Origin of the sequence: Flavobacterium sp. CFBP9031 (genome assembly GCF_034044945.1) — a bacterium.
GTDB lineage: Bacteria > Bacteroidota > Bacteroidia > Flavobacteriales > Flavobacteriaceae > Flavobacterium.
The window spans coordinates 1-21,321 of the sequence record NZ_JAXCWF010000019.1 but is presented as its reverse complement, the minus strand read 5'-3'; the positions used below and the strand labels follow the sequence as shown (position 1 = coordinate 21,321).

21 protein-coding genes and 1 tRNA gene are annotated in these 21,321 nt (G+C 33.9%); 3 read left to right on the top strand and 19 right to left on the bottom strand.

The features are described from left to right. Positions 1–19 precede the first annotated feature (19 nt). The 18 genes from SOM12_RS23005 to SOM12_RS22920 all read right to left on the bottom strand — a co-directional run bounded on the left by SOM12_RS23005 (position 20) and on the right by SOM12_RS22920 (position 17,685). Positions 20–1,108 (bottom strand): DUF4291 family protein, encoded by a 1,089-nt coding sequence (locus tag SOM12_RS23005; RefSeq protein WP_320495670.1) that lies wholly within the window; start codon positions 1,106–1,108, stop codon positions 20–22. A 206-nt stretch (positions 1,109–1,314) separates the two neighbouring features. Continuing rightward, positions 1,315–1,399: transfer RNA gene (locus SOM12_RS23000), tRNA-Ser, on the bottom strand. Positions 1,400–1,551: 152 nt separating this feature from the next. Further along, on the bottom strand, positions 1,552–1,950 hold the full coding sequence (locus SOM12_RS22995; protein WP_320495669.1) for an acyl-CoA thioesterase: 399 nt from the start codon (positions 1,948–1,950) through the stop codon (positions 1,552–1,554). A gap of 1 nt (position 1,951) precedes the next feature. Beyond that, positions 1,952–3,085, bottom strand: a complete 1,134-nt coding sequence (gene ribB, locus SOM12_RS22990; protein WP_172426962.1) for a 3,4-dihydroxy-2-butanone-4-phosphate synthase — start codon at positions 3,083–3,085, stop codon at positions 1,952–1,954. A 2-nt stretch (positions 3,086–3,087) separates the two neighbouring features. After that, positions 3,088–4,542 carry an LptF/LptG family permease gene (locus SOM12_RS22985; RefSeq protein ID WP_250835139.1) on the bottom strand — a complete coding sequence of 485 codons (1,455 nt, stop codon included), beginning with the start codon at positions 4,540–4,542 and terminating at the stop codon, positions 3,088–3,090. An 8-nt stretch (positions 4,543–4,550) separates the two neighbouring features. Then, positions 4,551–5,243 carry a LolA family protein gene (locus SOM12_RS22980; RefSeq protein ID WP_095931772.1) on the bottom strand — a complete coding sequence of 231 codons (693 nt, stop codon included), beginning with the start codon at positions 5,241–5,243 and terminating at the stop codon, positions 4,551–4,553. 7 nt (positions 5,244–5,250) lie between these two features. After that, on the bottom strand, positions 5,251–7,704 hold the full coding sequence (locus tag SOM12_RS22975; protein WP_095931757.1) for a DNA translocase FtsK: 2,454 nt from the start codon (positions 7,702–7,704) through the stop codon (positions 5,251–5,253). A gap of 18 nt (positions 7,705–7,722) precedes the next feature. Then, positions 7,723–8,097 carry a diacylglycerol kinase family protein gene (locus SOM12_RS22970; protein WP_095931756.1) on the bottom strand — a complete coding sequence of 125 codons (375 nt, stop codon included), beginning with the start codon at positions 8,095–8,097 and terminating at the stop codon, positions 7,723–7,725. A gap of 13 nt (positions 8,098–8,110) precedes the next feature. Further along, complete coding sequence (tpx, locus tag SOM12_RS22965) at positions 8,111–8,608, bottom strand: thiol peroxidase (protein WP_095931755.1); 498 nt, start codon at positions 8,606–8,608, stop codon at positions 8,111–8,113. Positions 8,609–9,433: 825 nt separating this feature from the next. Next, a complete protein-coding gene (locus tag SOM12_RS22960) occupies positions 9,434–9,691 on the bottom strand; it encodes a DUF6952 family protein (protein ID WP_008462029.1) in 258 nt (85 codons plus the stop codon). Between the two features lie 110 nt (positions 9,692–9,801). After that, positions 9,802–10,110, bottom strand: a complete 309-nt coding sequence (locus tag SOM12_RS22955; protein WP_007805605.1) for a thioredoxin family protein — start codon at positions 10,108–10,110, stop codon at positions 9,802–9,804. A 186-nt stretch (positions 10,111–10,296) separates the two neighbouring features. After that, complete coding sequence (locus SOM12_RS22950; protein WP_012024184.1) at positions 10,297–10,935, bottom strand: peroxiredoxin; 639 nt, start codon at positions 10,933–10,935, stop codon at positions 10,297–10,299. Between the two features lie 123 nt (positions 10,936–11,058). After that, entirely contained in the window at positions 11,059–12,672 is a 1,614-nt protein-coding gene (locus SOM12_RS22945) for a glycoside hydrolase family 3 protein (protein WP_320495652.1), read from the bottom strand. Positions 12,673–12,674: 2 nt separating this feature from the next. Then, on the bottom strand, positions 12,675–13,121 hold the full coding sequence (locus tag SOM12_RS22940) for a GNAT family N-acetyltransferase (RefSeq protein ID WP_320495651.1): 447 nt from the start codon (positions 13,119–13,121) through the stop codon (positions 12,675–12,677). A 25-nt stretch (positions 13,122–13,146) separates the two neighbouring features. Beyond that, positions 13,147–13,488 carry a hypothetical protein gene (locus SOM12_RS22935; RefSeq protein ID WP_095931751.1) on the bottom strand — a complete coding sequence of 114 codons (342 nt, stop codon included), beginning with the start codon at positions 13,486–13,488 and terminating at the stop codon, positions 13,147–13,149. 21 nt (positions 13,489–13,509) lie between these two features. Continuing rightward, the gene (locus SOM12_RS22930; protein WP_320495650.1) at positions 13,510–14,781 is read right to left on the bottom strand and encodes an MFS transporter; all 1,272 of its coding nucleotides are present in this window, start codon (positions 14,779–14,781) and stop codon (positions 13,510–13,512) included. Then, on the bottom strand, positions 14,768–16,339 hold the full coding sequence (locus SOM12_RS22925) for a glycoside hydrolase family 10 protein (protein ID WP_320495649.1): 1,572 nt from the start codon (positions 16,337–16,339) through the stop codon (positions 14,768–14,770). The genes SOM12_RS22930 and SOM12_RS22925 overlap by 14 nt, the downstream gene beginning before the upstream one ends. Positions 16,340–16,476: 137 nt before the next feature. Then, the gene (locus tag SOM12_RS22920; protein ID WP_320495648.1) at positions 16,477–17,685 is read right to left on the bottom strand and encodes an anhydro-N-acetylmuramic acid kinase; all 1,209 of its coding nucleotides are present in this window, start codon (positions 17,683–17,685) and stop codon (positions 16,477–16,479) included. A gap of 208 nt (positions 17,686–17,893) precedes the next feature. Between SOM12_RS22920 and SOM12_RS22915 the strand changes: the two genes are divergently transcribed. From SOM12_RS22915 to SOM12_RS22905, 3 genes are read left to right on the top strand one after another with little or no spacing between them, the layout of a single operon-like run. Next, positions 17,894–18,451 (top strand): LemA family protein, encoded by a 558-nt coding sequence (locus SOM12_RS22915; protein ID WP_095931747.1) that lies wholly within the window; start codon positions 17,894–17,896, stop codon positions 18,449–18,451. Next, entirely contained in the window at positions 18,451–19,407 is a 957-nt protein-coding gene (locus SOM12_RS22910; protein WP_320495647.1) for a DUF3137 domain-containing protein, read from the top strand. Before SOM12_RS22915 ends, SOM12_RS22910 begins: the two co-directional genes overlap by 1 nt. 46 nt (positions 19,408–19,453) lie before the next feature. After that, complete coding sequence (locus SOM12_RS22905) at positions 19,454–20,647, top strand: WG repeat-containing protein (RefSeq protein WP_320495646.1); 1,194 nt, start codon at positions 19,454–19,456, stop codon at positions 20,645–20,647. Positions 20,648–20,709: 62 nt separating this feature from the next. On the opposite strand, the gene SOM12_RS22900 is transcribed toward SOM12_RS22905, so the two are convergent. Beyond that, complete coding sequence (locus tag SOM12_RS22900; protein ID WP_320495645.1) at positions 20,710–20,943, bottom strand: hypothetical protein; 234 nt, start codon at positions 20,941–20,943, stop codon at positions 20,710–20,712. Positions 20,944–21,321 lie beyond the last annotated feature (378 nt).

Below are 21,321 nucleotides of genomic sequence, written 5' to 3'. Positions count from 1 at the left end.
TTTCAAAACATCTGGAAATTTATGCCCATTTCTCATCAATAATTCCAGGTTTCTCAAAATCAATTATTCGCTCTTTAGGAATCATCAGTTTTTCAATTTGATTTTGATCTAGGTATTGTTTTTGCTCTTTGATAAAATCAGAAGCGTCTAATGCAAATTCAATTTTATCTTTCACCAATTTTTCAAAATCTTCTTCTGTCAAATCCAGCTGTATGGTTTGTCTTTCGATTTCTTTTCCAAAATAATCGTAATCAGAATTCCATTTCGGTTTTGCTTTTTCTAAAATCTCTTCAAAAGCCTCTTTTTTTATCCAAACAGCTAATACACTTTCTTGATTTTCTTTTTCTCTCGATTGGTAATGGTGCATTATGGATAGGAAACTTAGTTGTATTGAATTTGCTTTCAAACCGCTGTAATCAGGTTTCCCAAGATCTTGGTTTTCTATAATAGAGGTAGCTATAGTTTTCGTGTTAAGTAGATACAATACGACAAATTCTTTTACTATGCCATCATATGGAGGATTGTCAAGAATGTCAAGGTTTTTCATTACATAGCCTATTATGTTTTGCCCGTTTTTAGGTAACTCTTTTAATCTATCCGAATAATTTTCAAGAGCTATAGCAAAACCCTTATAGCTTGATTCGCCCAACACAGGAACTTTTCTTCTGAATTCAAAATCCCATTGCATCAGTCTTTTGGTTGCGTATGCAGCTATTACTTCATTGGCTTGCTGTTCTATTTGTTCTAAATACTTTTTAGCTTCTTTGGTGCCAATATCTGCGAGCGCCCAAGTACATTTTCTCTGCAAAGGAAAATACTCATTCCAACTAATATATTCATAATCTGAGAATGCTACTTTAAATAAAGTTTCTGCCGTAATAGGGTTTGAAATATATTGAAAAGCACTAGCCATATCTTCGTGAGCTTCATGCCATTCCGATTCGAACAGTTGACAAAGAAGTAAAAGAATTTCTTCATCTTTTTCATAAGTGTAAATAAAAGAAAGAGCATCTTCAGATACTCCGTCACTGTCTTTCTCTGTTAAAAGCCTTTTTATTTCAAGTAAATCAATTTCTCTTTGGGGCATTCGTTTATTTAAGATTTGCATTTTGGGAACCGGTGATTGGTATTCGTTTATTTCTTGAGCTAATATAAACAATTTGCGTTGGCTAAGTAGTTTGGTTTTTGAACAACTTTATTTACGGTGGAAGTTCCGCTTAGAATAGGTCTTGAATATATAACTGAAATTTAAAGTCGGAGGGTGTTGTAGTAAAAAAGAAAACCCTTAACAAAGTTAAGGGTTTCAAAGTTCTGCGGAGAAAGAGGGATTCGAACCCCCGGACCTGTTACAGTCAACAGTTTTCAAGACTGCCGCATTCGACCGCTCTGCCATTTCTCCAGTATGTCGCAATCATTGCCTGATTGCGGGTGCAAATATAAGACGGTTTTTCGGTTATAAAAACTTTTTCCGGACTTTTTTTTGAAGTTTTTTAAGATATTTTTCAAGTGTCTAATTATCAGTATTTCCGAAAGTGATGTTTTTTTGAAAAATTAATCTAAATCGTCTAAAATTGGCGTTGGTTTTTTGTGCTCGTCAACAGCAACAAACGAAAAAGTTCCTGAAACTACCGTTTCGCGAAGTTCAGAATACATTTGTTCCATGAAAATATCAACGTGAATTTTACAGCTAGTTCTTCCAACGCTATCTACTTTTGCTACTAATTCGATTAAAGTACCTGCAGGAATTGCTTTTTTAAAATCAATTTGTCCTGTAGAAATCGTAACTACTTTTTTACGACTGAATCGAGTCGCGCAGATAAAAGCAACTTCATCCATTAAATGAAGAGCAGTTCCTCCAAATAAAGTATCATAATGATTCGTTGTACTAGGGAAAACGGCTTTAAAAATACGAGTTTCCGATTTTTGAATTCTTTCTTCTATTGTTCCCATATTAATAATTAACGTATTCTGTAATTTCAAGTCCGTATCCAATCATACCCACTCGTTTTGTTTGTTCTGTATTCGAAACCAATCTTATTTTAGAAATATCTATATCATGAAGAATTTGAGCTCCGATTCCGTAATCTTTGCTGTCAATAATCACTTTTGGAGCTTTTAAAGTTCCGTTAGATTGTAATGTTTTAAGCTCAGAAATTCTGTTCAAAAGGTTTACAGCAGTCATATCTTGATTGATAAAGATAACGGCACCTTTTCCGTTTTCATTAATCACTTTAAACATATCGTCTAATTGCTGTTCTGCATTATTAGTCAATGTGCCCAATAAATCGTTGTTTACCTGAGAAGAGTGAATTCTGGTCAAAATAGGTTCGCCAAGATTCCAAGTTCCTTTAGTTAAAGCAATATGAATTTGTTTGTTGGTAGTTTGTTCGTAAGCTCTTAAACGGAAAGTTCCAAAACGAGTTTCGATATCGAAATCTTCTTTTTTAACAATCAAACTATCGTGCTGCATTCTATAGGCGACTAAATCTTCGATAGAAACTAATTTTAAATCGAATTTTTTTGCCACTTTAATCAATTCTGGCAAACGAGACATTGTTCCGTCTTCGTTCAAAATTTCGCAGATTACACCAGCAGGTTTAAATCCTGCCAAACGTGCAAAATCAATTGCTGCTTCAGTATGTCCAGTTCTTCTTAATACACCGCCTTGTTTAGCGATTAAAGGAAAAATATGACCAGGACGAGCTAAATCATGTGGTTTTGTATTTGGATCAACTAAAGATTGAACTGTTTTTGATCTATCTGCTGCAGAAATTCCAGTTGTAACTCCTTGACCTTTTAAATCAACAGAAACCGTAAAAGCAGTTTCCATGTGATCTGTATTGTTGGTAACCATTGCACGAAGATCCAACTCCTTGCATCGGCTTTCTGTTAGTGGTGTACAGATCAATCCACGTCCGTGAGTAGCCATAAAGTTGATCATTTCTGGAGTCACTTTTTCGGCAGCAGCCAAAAAATCACCTTCATTTTCTCGATCCTCATCATCGACTACAATGATTACTTTACCTTGACGAATATCTTCTATAGCTTCTTCAATGGTATTCAGTTGTATTTTTGTTGTTGACATAATTATTTTTGCTTTTGAGCAGGTGAAAACCGCTCAGAGATTTTCTGAAATAGTTGTGAAATAGGAGTTGTAATCGCATCAAAATTAATTAACCCGTTATCGTTTGTTGCACGATAGGTTAATAATATGGCAAGAGGCGACAAAATAAAAGAGGACATCCATGATCCTAAAAATGGAGTCATACCGCCTTCTTGAGATACTCTTTTTCCGAAAGTATTAATAAAATGGAAAGTAATAAAGATTAAAACTGCAAATACAATAGGAAGTCCCAATCCTCCTTTTCTAATAATAGCACCAAGTGGAGCTCCAATAAAGAACATTAAGAAACAAGCAAAGGCAATTACAAATTTCTCGTACAAAGCGGTCAAATGCTTGTTGATTTCTCTTTGTTTGTCTTTTAAATCTCGTTGAGTAGTCTCGATTGAATAGATGCTACTCGTAACATTGCTTCCGGCCATTTTTAAAACATCTACTTTTTCTTTGTTTGAATAAATAGATAAAAGATCATTTGGAAGTGGTTTCTTCTTGATGTTTTTTTGCGAATCTGTAAAAAACTTTTTAAAGCCAACTCGTTGATTAATGTTTTCAGAAAAAGAAACAATTTCGTTATCTAAATTTTTACTCAAGGAGTCTAGAGTATAGCGCAATTCGTTAACATTCAACATTGCATTTGTCCCTGCAATGCTTTCTTTGCTGTCATCAACTTTATTAAGTTCAGATAAATCGATGTTGATGATCTGTGTTTTAAACTTACCTTTTATAAAAGGCATTTTTGCACGATCTTCATATTTTTTTGGAGTAACGTCTTGGTAGTAGTAGCCATCATTTAAAACTAGCTTTAAAATACTAGATTTTTCGTTACTGACTAATTCACCAGTTTTAGCTTTAATTACGGTTTTGTTTTCACCCATATTATTCGCTTTCTCGTGAATAGTTACACCAGTTAGATGATTACCGTTTTCACCAGATTTTTTGTTTACTTTAATGTTGTAAGTGCCGACATCATTAAATTGACCTTCGGCAATAGCCATCGCAGGTTTGGCTTGTGCGATGTTTTTTCTAAAGTTGACAAATTTATATTCGGCATACGGAATGACGTTGTTTGCAAACCAAAATGCCACAATACTTAAAACGAAAATAAAAATAATTAGTACTCTCATTGCTCTTTGCAGTGAGATTCCTGAAGATTTCATGGCTGCGAACTCATAATTTTCGGCAAGATTTCCGAAAGTCATAATAGAGGCTAATAAAACCGATAAGGGTAAAACCAGCGGTATAATTCTTGGCATAGAAAAAAGCAGGAATTTCACGACCAATGTTAAGTCGAGATCTTTACCTGCTAGTTCTGAAATAAATAGCCATACTGTTTGAAGTATGAATATGAAAAATAAGATTACAAATACCGTAGTAAATGTAAATAAGAATGTTTTTAATAAGTATTTGTCTAGTATTTTCAACCTTCTGATTAATCTAATTTATTGATGTAGTATTTCGGGTATTTACTCGCTACAAAGGTAAATTGATTTTTTGATAATGGCTGATTGGTTTTAAAAGAATTAACGGTTAAAGTTGTTTTTGTGCCGTTTTTTCCAGTTTCAATCAAATTGTAGATGTGTTTTGTCTGAACGTCAATACCTAACAAAATTTCTTTTCTTTGGTCTTTTCCGCTTGTAGGAACTAATTTGATGTATTGAATTTTTCTTCCTTTTACATTCTGAACAATGTCCATGTTGTATTTGTAGCCAGAATTGAAGAAAGTAAGCATTTTTGAAGGAGTGATAGCATTATCATCTTTCTCGTTTACTTTAGAAATAGTAACTTCTTCGTCTTCAGGAACAATAGTATAGGTTTTCTGACCGTCAAAAATTTTGGTAACGCCCATAAAATTCAAAACATATTGATTTCCTTTCATCGTTACGTTTCCTTTACTGTCTTGATTGATATTTTCTTTGGCATTATTCAAAGAATATTTAAAATCGATAACAATATTGTCGTAGCTCTTTATTTTAGAAGTTACTTCGTTCAATAAATCTTTCGCTTTTTTATCTTGAGCCTGAATAGAAGTGAAGCTCAAAAGCAAAATAACTGCCATTTGAAAACACTTTTTAGTCATGTTTGTGATAGAATTGTTGTTGATTTCTTGAATTTTTGCTTTCATGATTGGATTAATTTTGTTCATTATTAAAAAATTGATCAAGAGCATTTAAATCTAAGATGTTTACACTGCGCGCTTTACTGCCTTCGAACGGACCAACAATTCCTGCTGCCTCAAGTTGATCGATCAAACGACCAGCTCTGTTGTATCCTAATTTTAATTTTCGTTGCAATAAAGAAGCAGAACCTTGCTGAGCATTGACAATAATCTCTGCCGCTTCTCTAAATAAAGTATCTCTTTCAGAAATATCTATATCAAGATTAATGCCACTTTCTTCACCAACGAACTCTGGAAGCAAATAAGCTGTGGCATATGCTTTTTGTCCGCCAATAAAATCGGTGATTTTTTCAACTTCTGGTGTGTCAATGAAAGCACATTGCACACGAATTACGTCGTTTCCGTTTGTGTATAATAAATCTCCTCGTCCAATTAACTGGTCGGCTCCTTGTGTGTCTAAAATCGTTCTAGAGTCAATTTTAGAAGTTACTCTAAATGCGATTCTGGCAGGGAAATTGGCTTTAATTAAACCGGTAATAACGTTTACCGATGGTCTTTGTGTTGCAATAATCAAGTGAATACCAATGGCACGGGCTAATTGAGCCAAACGAGCAATCGGAACTTCAACTTCTTTTCCTGCAGTCATAATCAAATCGGCGAACTCATCGACAACCAAAACGATGTAAGGTAAGAATCGGTGACCAGCTTCTGGATTTAATTTTCTAGACTTGAATTTATCGTTGTATTCTTTAATATTACGAACCATCGCATCTTTTAATAAAGAATAACGATTGTCCATTTCGGTACAAAGTGAGTTTAAAGTATTGACAACTTTTGCATTGTCAGTAATAATAGCATCTTCAGTGTCAGGAAGTTTAGCTAAATAATGCCTTTCGATTTTGTTAAAAAGCGTAAGCTCTACTTTTTTCGGATCGACCAAAACAAATTTTACTTCGGCTGGATGTTTTTTGTATAATAGCGAAGTTAAAACCGCATTTAATCCAACCGATTTTCCTTGTCCCGTTGCTCCAGCCATCAATAAGTGAGGCATTTTAGCAAGATCGACAACAAAAGTTTCGTTTGAGATGGTTTTTCCTAAAGCAATTGGCAGTTCCATTTCGGCTTCTTGGAATTTTGCAGCTCCAATAACGCTTTTCATAGAAACCATAGTAGGGTTTTTGTTCGGAACCTCAATACCGATGGTACCTTTTCCTGGAATTGGCGCAATAATACGAATTCCTAATGCTGATAATGATAAAGCAATATCATCTTCTAAACTCTTAATTTTAGAAATTCTGATTCCTGCCTCCGGCACAATTTCATATAAAGTAACCGATGGTCCAACGGTTGCTTTGATTTGTGCAATTTCAATTTTGTAGTTACGAAGTGTATCTACAATCCTATTTTTATTTTCTTCTAATTCTTCCTGATTGATTGTAATTCCTCCAGTCGAATATTCTTTTAATAAATCGATGGTTGGGAATTTGTAATTGGATAAATCCAAAGTTGGATCAAATAGTCCGAAATCGGCAACTAGGCGAGAAGCCAAGTTTTCTTCGATAATATCTTCTTCCTCTGCTTTTTCAATTACAAATGCTTCATCAGGAGAAACTAATGGAAGCTCTTGTTTTGGAGTAATTGGCTTTAAAACTGGATTTAATTCAATTTCAGACGAATGAGAAATAGTTGGCTTTAAAGCTTCTTTGTTAAGTTCAAACTGCGTGTCAACTGTTTTGATATGAATATCATCTATTTCAGGGTCACTTTCAACTTCTTCTTTAATAGCAAATTCTTCTAGATTATAAGCGCTTTCAGGCTGATTTGCAGCTGGTTTTAACTTGTCTAATTCTGATTTGAATTCTTTTTTAGTAGAATCAAAATACGATTGGATTTTTTCTGGCGATAATTTGATTTTGAAAATCAAATAGATAATTAAACCAAAAAGCAGTGTAAGAAGTGTACCTGTTTTTCCAATATAATCTTGAAGGAATAAATTTAATTCGTAACCAATTGTTCCTCCTAGTTCTGGTGCAGAAGTAGCGAAGAAACCAAATAGTACAGAAACAACAATAATAGCAAAAATGTCCCAGAACCAAGTGTTTTTTAGTTTTTGGGTCGAAAGCTCCAGTGCTAAAAACATTCCGGTAAGGAAAAACAAACGTACAAAAATGAAAGAGGCTAGTCCAAAACCTCTATAGATAATTAAATCGGCAAGATAAGCTCCGAATTTTCCGAGCCAATTCTCAGCAACTTCGGCACGATCACCGAGCTGATTTACGACACTTTGGTCATTTTGCCATTGTCCGTTTACATAAAAAGAAATAAATGCGACCAATAGTGCAATAGAAAAAAGTACCAACAGACATCCTAAAACAAATCTTTGCTGTTTAGACATCTTAAATGATCTTTTAACTCCTTCCTGTTTTTCGTTTTTTTTATCTACAGTTTCTTTTTTATTTTTTGCCATTCTTGCGTTTTCCTTTGCCTAAATAAATTTTGGGATATAAATAATCAAGCCTATTGCAATTGCAGTCATTGCGGCAAAAAATACCGCTCCAGCAGCAATATCTTTAATAAAACCGATTCGTTTGCTGTAATCAGGATGGATAAAATCGGCAATTTTTTCAACTGCCGTATTTAATCCTTCAATGCTTAAAACCAAACCAATGGCCAGTGTCTGACACAGCCATTCGGTTTGAGAAATATGAAAATAGAATCCAGCAATCGTCATGATAATTCCCAGAGAGAATTGTACCATGATGCTGTGTTCTGTCTTAATCAATTTTACAGCTCCGTTAAAAGCATAAGTCATGCTTTTTAACCTACCTGTAACAAATGTATTATCTTTTTGAAACTCCATTTAAGGGAAAATATTATAGTGCTGCTAAAGCTGCTTCGTAATTTGGTTCGTTTGCAATTTCTGCAACTTGTTCTGTGTGAACGATTTTTCCATCAGCATCAACAACAATGATTGCTCTTGAGTGTAAACCTGCCAAAGGACCATCAACGATTTCTAATCCGTTTGCTTTTCCAAAAGCACCAGTTTGAAAATCTGATAAGTTTACTACATTTTCTAAACCTTCAGCACCACAAAAACGTTTTTGAGCAAAAGGTAAATCTCTAGAAATACATAAAACAGTTGTGTTTTCTAATCCGCTTGCGCTTTGGTTGAATTTTCTAACAGATGCAGCACAAGTTCCTGTATCTACACTTGGAAAGATATTTAAAACTAACTTTTTACCAGCAAAAGTGCTTAATGTAGCAACTGATAAATCGTTTTGAACTAATTTGAAGTCAGCTAATTGCGATCCAACTGCTGGCAATTCGCCTGATGTATGAACTGGATTTCCTCCTAATGTGATAGATGCCATGATTTTTGTTTAAAATTAATGAGGCTCAAAAGTAAGGATTAATATTTGAATCTAAAAGTATTTGTTATGGGTTTAAGGAGAGATTAAGATAGGTTTTTGGGTGGCTACAAATTCACTAATTTTTTTAGATATTTTAGATTTTAGAGGGTAGATTTTAGTTTTGTTACGTCTGTCAGGCTGAGGCAAGTCGAAGCCGACGCAAGCGGCTCCGCAAACTTAGTCATTGGTCTTTATGGAAATACTTTGCGCGGGCTTCGACTTGCCTCAGCCTGACAATTTTGGTCAATAATTATATGGCGTCTATTGAAACCGTTTAGCAGCGAGAGGGATAGGAGCTGGCTACCGAAGTAGCGCGGATATCCCGACAGCATTTGGGAAAGCGGGAGAATTAAGATAAATTATGTTTGCCCGTTTTTTAAAATACTGTCTCGCCCTGATTATTTTAGATTTTAGATTTTAGATTTTAGATTTTAGAATGTAGATTTTAGATTTAGCTTAGGCTTGTCAGGCTGAGCGGAGTCGAAGCCCACACAAGTAACTCTTCAATTTAAATTGATAATCTTTGTCGATTTGGTTTACGTGGGCTTCGACTTCGCTCAGCCTGACAAAGATTTCGAGAGACTGCGACTGAATACTGCGACTGAATACTGCGACTGAATACTGCGACTGAATACAAAAAACTGAATACAAAAAACTGAATACAAAAAACTGAATACAAAAAACTGAATACAAAAAACCTGAACACTGTAAACTAAAAAAAGCGTCTCCAGATAGAAACGCTTTCTCAGCTTTGTTTTTTTATTTATCCTTTGGGAGGAAGACGATTTACTTATCGATTGAACCTAAAACACGTTTCATGAACGTATTTAAAGCTTCTTTTTTATCTGTTCCTTGAGCAACCAATTTTTGCACTTCAAGTGCGCCGTACATATTCGAAATCAATTCGCCAATTACGTCTAATTCTTCGTCTTTAAGAGAAGGAATTTCAGTCATTGCTTCTAGAACTTCGATCGTTTCAATGATATAATCTTGATCGTTTTCTTCGATGAATTGCGTTAAATGTTTAATTACTGGTAATTTCATAGTGTAGATTTCTTAGATTTTTAGACTTGCTTAGATTTCTTAGACTTTCTATAATTTTTTTTACAACATCTAAGTTGTCTTAAAATCTAAGTAAGTCTAACGATCTAAAATTAAGCAATTGCGTTTACCAAGTCAATTAAAACTTCTTGTTTGTTGGTTTGCGTTTCGCCAACTAATTGTCCGTTTACGAAAGTTGCAAATGTTGGCAAGTTGCTCACATTAGCTAATTTTCTTGATTCAGGAGAATTTTCTGCATCAACCAAAACAAAAGTAATAGCTTCATTTTCTGTTGCTAGTTTTTTGAATTTTGGTTTCATAATACGGCAATTTCCACACCATGAAGCTGAATATTGTACTACTACTTTTTCGTTTTTAGCAACTAAATCTGCTAACGTATCTTCGTTTAAGTCGATTAACATAAGTTTTATTTTTTGAGATTCTAAGGTGCTAAGATTCTAAGGTTCTGATTTTTTGAACCTTTGTGGATTTTAGCAACTATAATTTTTTTGAGATTTTTTGAGAGAGGATTTGATTTCTAAGTTACTAAGGTCTAAGAGAAAATCTTAGAACCTTAGCATCTTAGTATCTTAGAAACTAATTAAAAATTAGTTTGCGCTTAAGTATTCAGCAGTACTGATTCTGTCTGCAGACATTGCTTCTTTACCAGCTTCCCAGTTTGCAGGACAAACTTCACCTTTAGTTTGGATGTGAGTGTAAGCGTCAACCATTCTTAAGTATTCGTTTACGTTACGTCCTAATGGCATATCGTTTACGCTTTCGTGGAAGATTTTTCCAGTTTCGTCAATAAGGTAAGTAGCTCTGTAAGTTACGTTTGAACCTTCGATGATAACTGAATCTGTATCTTCGCTATAGCTTGTAGATTCGATATCAAGAATACCTAAAATGTTAGCTAAATTACGGTTTGTATCAGCTAAGATTGGGTAAGTAACACCTTCGATTCCACCATTGTTTTTTGGAGTATTTAACCAAGCAAAGTGAACTTCGTTTGTGTCGCAAGAAGCACCAATTACGATAGTATTTCTTTTTTCGAATTCTGGTAATGCAGCTTGAAAGGCGTGTAATTCAGTTGGACATACAAAAGTAAAATCTTTTGGGTACCAAAATAAAAGTACTTTTTTATTGTTGTTTACTGCTTCTTCAAAAATGTTGATTTTTAAATTGTCACCCATTTCTGAGATAGCATCTACTGCAATACTTGGGAATTTTTTTCCTACTAAAGACATAATATTCGTTTTACGTTAAAAATTTATTTGGTGCAAAAGTAGGGCATAAGTACAGGTTCTTACAATAAGATGTGATTATAAAAATTTATAAGTTGATAAATTTTGACTATTCATTATTTTAAGTTATTGAATATCAATATTTACTGGTAAAATGCCATTCCAACTATTTTTTTCTAAAAATTGAATTCCTGCTGTTTTTTGAAATTCTTCAAAATCCTGATACGCCTGAATTAATCCCGAAGCCTTTTTTAGATTCGGAATAAGTGGTAAAACGTACGGGTTTCCAAAAACGAAAACAATGCATTTTTTGGTTTGAAGTAAATCAGAAAGTAGTTCTAAAACTTCATCGTTTACTTCGAAATTATTTAATGGTTTTGCTTTTGGAACAAATAAGGAAATAATGATCGTTTCGAATTTGTCTAACTCAGTTTTCATAGAATTGATATCTGAAGTTTCTAAGCTTTCAAAAGCAAATTCTGGCGAAGGTAATTTTGCGTTTAAAGTTTTAAAGAATGTATTATCGGTATTTTTATATAAGCTCAGTTTGGCTAATTTGTTGTTTTTCTGCGCTTCAAATGCTAAATCTGAAATGCCATTATCAATGATTTTTGTAATTGCATTTTGAGCGATTTCAAGATTTAATTGAGATGTTTTTTCGAAGTTTAATTCGCCCGAAATGGCATTGTTTCCAGAAAGGATTCCTGCTTTTTCTTTTGCTTTCATGATTCTATTATAACTTTCGAAAATACGGTCTGGAGAAGCATTTTTATAAATCGCTTCAATTCCTTCGGGGACATTTTCTGCGAAACATAAAACATCATTTCCAGCATTGAAAGCTTCCCATTCTAATTGGCCTTTTGTTTCGTACAATTTAGAAACGCTGTGCATATTTAAAGCATCAGAAATTACCAAGCCATCGTAACCTAATTGATCACGCAAAAGATCTTGAATAACGGCTTTTGATAAAGTTGCGGAAGTATCTTTTCCGTCATTTAAACTAGGAACGGCCAAATGTCCAATCATAATAGAGTCGACATTGTTCTCAATTCCTTTAATGAACGGATATAATTCGTTTTCCATTAATTCTTCCAGCGTTTCCTTTAAAACCGGCAAACCTAAATGCGAGTCGACATTGGTGTTCCCATGTCCGGGAAAGTGTTTCAGACAGCCTAAAACGCCAACTTCCGACATTCCTTTTAAATATTCAATCGAAAAATCGGCTACTTTTTCTTTGTTTTCACCAAAAGAACGATAACCAATTACAGGATTGTTCGGGTTATTGTTGATGTCTGCCAAAGGCGATAAATTATACTGAATTCCAGCTGCTTTTAAATCTAAACCAATTTGTTTTCCAACTTCATAAATTAAACTTGATTTGTTTTCTGGTAATGCGCCAAGCGTAATGGCGTACGGATATTGAGGTGTTTTTTCTATACGCATTGCCAATCCCCATTCTGCATCAATACTGATTAAAAGTGGAGTAGAAGCTGCTTTTTGATAACGAGCAATAAGTACTTTGATTTTTTCGTAACTGTCATCGTTGAAAACAACTTTTTTCTTGCTTTCGTAATTCGTTGCAGCACTCGCACGACTATGAAAAAAGGTCAATCCTCCTATATTATGTGTTGCAATTAAACGTTCCGTTTCCTGAATATTTTCTTCTGTATCGTTGATGAATACTGCTGGAAAGAAAAATTGTCCTATTTTTTGTCGTAATGCTTCTGCTGTAATTTTCATTATTATAAAGTCTTTTTCATGCAAACACTATTATCCATTTTCTCGTAAGGTGGATAATTGGGAATTATGGTGTAATTTAATTTTTGATATAAGTTGATTGCTTCGGGCTGATTTTTTCCAGTTTCGAGAATGGTATAAGTATAACCGACTTCTTTTGCCCAGATTTCTAATGCTGCTAAAACTGCCGATGCAATACCTTTTTTTCTATAATCAGGATGAACATACATTCGTTTGATTTCTGTTGTTCCTGGTTCCTTTTCGCGAAAAGCGCCACAGCCAACAGGAATTCTGTTTTCATAATACACGAGCACATGTTTTATCTTATCGGTTTTGTTAAACTGATTGTAAAATGCATGATCTTCACCATCTCTAATCGCTAAATCTTGATCTAGTAAAGCAACCAAATTTATAAAATCGATATCGTCTGAATTGGTTCGTTTTATGCTCATGATTTTAAAAGGTTAAAAAGTATTTTTATTTCAACTTTGCCTTCTTTTGTTTAGCCAATTGTTTTTTGGTTTCAAGAGCTTTTTCCAATCTGTTTTTAAAACGGAAAAGCTTTGGCAATCCTTCTAATCGGTCTTCAATGGTGATTATTTCGTAAACCACAATTGCTTTTTCTAAAACGCGGATTTCATTGTCCAGATCGTTTTCGTTTTTGTAGATCGTTGCCAATCGATCATAAGGGTGATTTCCTTTAAAGCCTTCTGCAACATTTTCTTCATACAACTCAATCGCTTTTTCTAGATTTCCATTTTTCTCGAACTCAGTTCCTTTCAGATTGCGTTCGTTCTGCAAATTCTCATTGATTTCCATAGGTAAAGTTTGATTTGGGGGTTAAACTTCTTCTGATTTCTTCCCAAAATCTTTTGGGAAAGTTAAAAAACGTGATAAAATAAGACCTGGAATGGTAGCTAAGAAAACCCAAACAAAGAAGTTTTGATAGCCTAAATATTTTTGTATAAAACCGCTTAACATTCCTGGAAGCATCATTCCTAATGCCATAAAACCAGTTGCCAGTGCATAATGTGCTGTTTTTGATTCTCCTTCGGCAACATGAATTAAATACATCATGAAGGCGGTAAAGCCAAAACCGTAACCGAATTGCTCTACAATTACAACGGCATAAATGTAATAAATTGATGTAGGATGAAAGAAAGCCAATAATATAAATCCTAAAATTGGAAGGTGCATGGCCAAAAACATAGGAAACATCCATTTGGTCAATCCTTGTTTTGAGATTGCAATTCCGCCTAAAATACCTCCGATAGTTAAGGCTGCAACTCCGCAAGTTCCGTAAATAATTCCAACCGCTTCGGTGTCTAATCCCATTCCGCCTAATTCTTTTGGATCCAGTAAAAACGGACTTAGCATTTTAAGCAATTGAGATTCTCCTAATCTGAAAACCAAGATAAAAGTTAGAATTAACCCTATTTGTTTTTTCTTGAAGAAACTGACAAATATGGTTCCGAAACTTTGATTTGGTATTTCTTTGTGGTTTTTTACTGCATTAACTTCATTTTTTGGTGTGAAAATGAAATTATAAACGGTAATGAAAGCCATTAATAAACCAACACAAATCATGGTATAAGACCATGCCTTTGTATTGTCTCCAAATTTATGTTCTAAATAACCTGCAAAAAGCACTACTAATCCGTTTCCTGCCAGCATTGAAAGTCTGTAAAAAGTACTTCTAATACCAATAAAGAAAGATTGCTTGTCTTCTGGTAAAACCAATAAATAAAAACCATCGCTGGCAATATCATTAGAAGCCGATGCAAAAGCGGCAACCCAGAATATGGAAAGTGTCATGATAAAAAATCCGTTGAGCGGAATGGTAAAACCAACCAGCAGAAAGGCAATCGAAATTATTAATTGCATCAGCAGAAACCATTTTCTTTTGGTTCCGATTAATTCGATAAGCGGACTCCAAAGCGGTTTAATAACCCAAGGCAGATAAAGCAAACTGGTGTAAACACCAATATCTTCATTAGAAATTCCTAGATTTTTATACATAATTACCGAAACAGAGATAATTATAGCATACGGTAATCCAGAAGCGAAGTTAAGAAGCGGAATCCAAAACCACGGTTTATTATCTGTTTTCATTTGGCTGAGCGGGTATATAGTTTTTTAAAGGCTTTTTTAAATCTATTGCAGTTGGAGAACTTTCGTTGGCATAATAATCGATAAAAGTTACAGCGCAAGCTTTGTAAAGATTCAGTTTTCCGGCCGCTATTGCGAAAGTAATTTTTCCGTCAACTTCTTTAACCGTTACTTTTTCGATGATTTTTGTGGCATCGTTTATGTCAATTTTTGAAACATGCTCGCCTCCATAAACCACCATGTAACGAACTTTCGTATTCAGCGGACTTTGGAAAGTGAAATTATATTTAATGCTGTCTTTACTGTATTCTAATACTTTTGGCGTATCGATAATGACGTGTCTTAAATTCGGAACTGCAGCTGGAAGTGCAGGATATTTATATTGATTTTCTTCTAAATGGCGAACCACATCGAAGTTTTTCCCCATGAACCATTTTGAGCTGAAATAAGCACTACCTGATACATTTTTGAAAGTTCTTAAGAAATCAATTTGAGTTGGAATTTCGGTCATATAATTCCAGTTTTTATCTCCGTCAGCTCTAATTTTGTATGTCGCGTGACCGATATAAATAGCGGTATTATTGGAGTTTTCAGACCACCATTTTACCAATTTAGAATAAGAAGCTCTTGGATTATTCATACTCCAATACAATTGAGGTAAAATATAATCGATCCATTTTTGATCCATCCATAACATCGGATCTGCATACAAATCGTCGTAGTTAGATGTAGATTGTGTTTCAGAACCTTTTGGATCTTGAGATTTATTTCTCCAAACCCCAAACGGACTAATTCCGAATTGAACCCAAGGTTTACTTTCTTTAATTGTATTTGAAATAGAATGTACAAAGTTGCTCACATTTGCGCGGCGCCAGTCGGCACGGCTTAAACCTGAACCATATTTTTGGTAAGAAGCATTGTCGTTAAACACTTTTCCTGGAACAGCATAAGGATAGAAATAATCATCAAAATGAACTGCATCAATATCATAGTTATCAACGACTTCTTTTACGACTTTGGTTAAATGCGCCTGTACTTCTGGCAATGCAGGATCGTAATAGTATTTTCCGCCGTATTCAATCATCCATTCTGGATGTTTAAAAAGATCATGATTTGGGCTTAAAAGATTTTTATTCAAATCGAAAGTCGCACGATACGGATTCAGCCAAGCATGAAATTCAAAACCTCTATTATGAGCCTGTTCAATCATCCACGCCAATGTATCGTAATAGGGATTTGGAGCCAAACCTTCTTTCCCTGTCAAAAATCGAGACCAAGGCGCAAATTCTGATGGATAAATAGCATCTCCAACGCTTCTAATTTGAACAATTACAGCATTGTAATTCAGTTTTTTATAGGCTTCTAGAATTTCAAGGTAATCAGCTTTTTCTTTTTCCACATTATCTGTACTTGTTTTCGGCCAGTCAATGTTTACAACCGTTGCAATCCAGACACCTCTGAATTCGTTTTTAGGATGCATGTTTTTTTCCTGTGCATTAGAAATCGAAGTAATGAAAAATGAAATTAAAAGAAAGAATATTAAGTGCTGATTTTTATGCATTTCAAATGTTTATTTTAACAAGAACCAAAAATAGTTTGTTTTTATCATGAATTACACTAATTGCATTAATTTTTGTACTTAATTATTCTTTTAAAAAAGAATTCGTGAAAATTTGTGTAATTAGTGGTAACTTTTTCTTAATCCGGAAACGAAATTTTCCCCATTGTTACCGATGGAATTCCTTTGCTGTTTCCAAAATTGTAATCTCCTCCAGAAACGGTTTCGTTGGCCAAAAGCGCAAATAAAACCGCTTCTTTGGCATCGCTTAAAATGCCCAAATCGTCGCTGGTGTGAAACTGGCAAGGCAATAATTCCTTTAGCCATTTTACCAATAACGGATTATTCGTTCCGCCTCCAGACATATAAATATGAAAATCTTCTGCTGGAATAGGAGTGTTTTTTATGGTGAAAAAAATCGCTTCTGCAATAGTTTCAGCACTTAAACGCGTTAAAGTCGCTAGCAAATCTGATGCCGAAATGGTTTCTAAACCACATTTTGCCAAAGCCGACTGCACAAAATCGAAATTAAACAGCTCTTGACCAATTGATTTTGGAAAGCTTTTTTGGAAGAAATTATCTTTTTTAAGTTCGTTTAAAAGTTCTTGATTTACAGTTCCTTGTTGCGCGATTTCGGCATCTTTATCGTAGCTTTTTTCAGGGAAATAATGTTTAGTAAAAATATCGATTAACGTATTTGCAGTTCCAGTATCAGTTACAAAAACTTCCTCGGCATTTAGAGAGGCTGGGAGATAAGTATAATTCCCGATGCCGCCCATGTTGAGCATGATTCGGTTCTCGCCTTTTTTGCCAAATAATAAATAATCGCCGTAAACCGCCAAAGGAGCGCCTTCGCCACCCGCTGCAACGTGTTTTTGTCTGAAATCTGAAAGTGTGATAATTCCCGTTTTTACCGCAATATGATCTCCGTCTCCAATTTGCAAAGTTGCGTTTGGAAATTTTTCCTGCTGATGCAAAAACTTCGGAGCGTGTAAAACGGTTTGCCCGTGAGAAGCAATTAAATCTACTTCGCTTGACGAAATATTCCATTTAGAAAGACAATCGTTAATCATGCCGCTGTGCAATATTCCGATCCATTCGTTTAATAAAGCCAAATGCTGAAAATCGATTGTTTTTTTTGCAAATACTTTTCTAATCTCGTTTTTAATGTCTTCGGAATAAGATATGGTTTCAAATTCTAGGATTTTCACATTCGTATTTTCGCCAGAACCAGAAACAGCGCACAAAGCAATATCAAGTCCGTCGAGAGAAGTTCCAGACATTAATCCCAATATTTTTCGGGTTTCTTTTTGAGCTATAGTATAGAGTGCGGTTATATTTTTATTCATTTAAAATGAGGGTTTATAGTAGTCAGTTTATTGATAACGCTAAAATGGGATTATTTCGGATATAAAACTATAGATTTTAGACAATTTTTATTTTTTGAATGTCATTATTATGGAATATGGATTTGTGATAAAAATCCTAAAAAATAAAATTCAAACTTACCGTCTTTTCTATATATTTGCTCGTAACCAATTCAAAAAAAATAAAATCATGTTAGTTATTATAGGACTTTTTGTTTTCCTTTTTATTATCGGAATAGTAATCTACAATTCACTTATCGGAAAAAGAAATCAAGTTACCAATGCGTTTTCGGCGATTGATGTAATGCTGAAAAAACGTTTCGATTTGATTCCGAATCTTGTTGAAGTCGTAAAGCAATACACAAATTACGAACAAAGCACTTTAACTAAAATTGTTGAGCTTCGTGCTAAAGCAACGTCAGGAACTTTAACTGATGAAGAAAAAGCAAGTTTGGATACTGAATTAAGTTCGGCTGTAAAAGGTTTAATGGTAACGGTAGAAAATTATCCTGATTTAAAAGCTAATACCAATTTCTTAAATCTTCAAACAACTTGGACAGAAAGTGAAGAGCAAATTGCAGCTGCGAGAAGAACTTACAATGCAGCAGTGACCGATTATAATAATGCTATTATGATGTTTCCAGGTAATATGTTTGCAGGAATGTTGGGTTATACTAAAATTGATGTTTTAGAAACACCAGAAGAAGAACGTAAAAATATTAGTGCAAAAGAACTATTTAATAACTAATGGATTCAGAAATAAATTCGAAAGCAAACTTGCAGGACATTCTGAATAGCTTAGAAGGTGATCGAAAAAAAATAGCCGAAACCTATCAAACCTGTTACATTTTAATTGGACTTGCAGTGTTGATTTTGGCTATTGGATTAATCATTCGATTTGTTCCTTTGGGGATTATTGGCTGTTTAGTTCCTATAATTATTGCCATTGTAATGTATTTCAGAATAGAAGACGATGCTATAAAATACAAGTTGGCTTATAAAATGAACGTTGTTGGAGCGGCATTAAAAGACATTAACGACACGCTGACTATTACGCCACAAAGTGGACTTCCAGAATTTGAGTTTATAAGTTCGGAACTTTTTACAACAAGACCAGATCGCTATAAAACACAGGATTTAATAAGCGGAATAGTTGATAAAACCTCTTTTTGGTTTGCCGAAGTCCACGCCGAGTATAAAACGGAAACTCGAACTAAAAACGGAACAAAAACAACTTGGCATACGATTTTTAAAGGAATTGTTTTTGTAGCTGATTTTAATAAAAATTTTAATGTTTCGACTGTTGTACGTCCAAAAGGTATAGCAGATTCCATTGGTTCATGGTTTTCGAAAAACGTTTTCAGTTTCGGTAACTCCGAGTTAGTACAATTAGAAAATACAGTCTTTGACGAAATATTTGTTACCTATTCTAAAAATCAAATCGAAGCGCGATACATTTTGACGCCTGCCATGATGGAAAGAATTTTGGATTTAAATAACAAGTGTGATGAAACGATTTCGATCTCGTTTATACATTCTAAAATGTATATCGCTTTTCCGCTATCTCACAATTACTTTGAAGCACCAATTCATTCTTCACTTTTAGCGTCTGATTTACTTACTGATGATCTTTCGATTGTTCAGTTTATGCAGGATATTGTTCATGAATTGGATTTGAATACTAGGATTTGGGGGAAGGAGTAAAAAGTTCTATAAATTACAATTACTATTTGATTATTTAAACTAATCTATGAAGAATACAATATTTACAATGTTATTGGGAGTTTTTATAAATGTCCTTTTTAATAATGCTGTTTATGCCCAAGAAAATGTTCCAGAACTAGGTCCTACTGTATCGGTAGATTATTCTGCACTTTCATTTGAAAAAGTAGTAATAAATGGCAAAGTTGGTTTAAAGGATAAAAAAGGCAATATAGTTATACCAGTAGAATATGAGGACGTTGATGTTTTTGAAACGCAATTTCCAATAGCTGTTAAAAAAAATGATTTCTGGGGTGCGATAGATTCTGATGGTAAAATGGTAGTTCCGGCACAATATGAAGGACTTTTTAGGTTTCAGGATAAAAATTATGCCTCGGTAAAAAAAAATAATAAATATGGTTTGATTGACAAAACAAATCAGATTTTGCTTCCAATACAATATGACCAGGATCTCTGGTTTTATGATGGAATATCGAGAATTCGTCTAAATGAAAAAATTGGACTTATTAACGAGCAACTCAAAATCATTTATCCTGTTGAACTTAGTGACTTGTATGCCTTTGATGAGACAGGATCGGCCGTAGCTTCAAAAAATGGAAAATGGGGATTAATTGATAATAAAGGAAAAATAATTGCGCCTTTTGTCTATGATGCTGTCTCTTCATTCTATAACAATCGAGCGCAATATAAGCTAAATAAGAAAATAGGAATGATTGACAGAAGCGGTAAAGCAGTAATTCCAAATAATTATGAAATGCTTTCGAACTTAGATTTTAATCAGATTGTTGCAAAAAAAGAAGGCAAAGTAGGGCTTTTAGATAGCGTTGGTAAAGTAATTATTCCTTTTAAGTATGATTTAATTCAGCTAGGTTTAAAGGAGTATATACCAGCCAAGAAGAAAGATAAATGGGGATATATTAATAAATCTAACAATGTAGTAATTGATTTTAAATATGATGATGCTCTCATGAACACGGCTGATTTTTTTGTTGTAAAACAGAAAGATAAATATGGAGCTATTGATAAAGATGGAAAAATAATACTACCCTTTATTTTTGATGAAGCAATTATATCAGATAATTTTATTGCCAGCTATCCTTCGCTGCAATACAGATTCACAAAAGATGAACAGAGCATTTATTTTAATGAAAAGCTAGAGTGTGTAAAAAATTGTAGAAAATTAAGCAAGTTAGGATTGGATAATTATATGATTAAAAAATAAAAAACAATTACAACGAAATAGAAACCTCGACTTAAAAAATCGAGGTTTTTTCATTTTAAACTTTACTCCACCTCCAAATAAGGATTTAAAGTCTCAGCCAATTCATTGAGCCAGTAAAAGCTGTCTCTTAATTTGATGATTTCGCTTTGAAATGTTTCATGTTCGCTCAAAATACATAAAGCGAGTGTAAAATTTACTTGTCTTAAAGTTTTAGCCATTTCATCAGGATCGATTCTGTCGTTGAAGAAATTCAAAAGCTTGATTTCGGTTTGTTTTGAAATTGTGTGGGTACTCATAATCTTTGTGTTTAGGAAAAGAACCCGCGCAGCTAAGGTGTCCTACGCCACAAAGTGCGTTGCAGTTGTTTCCAATACCGCCACCATACCACACGGGCAAAAGTTTTTTTGATATCATATTTCTTTGTGTTTAGGATTGTAAAGATATCAAAAAAATATTTTAAAGTAAGAAAAAGACTATTTTTTATATGAAACAATATATTGTTTGTTGCAGGAAATTGTCTCCGCATGGTAAATATAAAACGATATTTTGAGAAAAGGTAAACTCAGTAAGATTTCCACGCAGTTTGTCATTTCGATTTCTATGATAAAACCAAATCTTTTTCATAAAAGGTTTGGTTTTTTATTACTGCAAAAACTCTATGGATTATTTTGTTT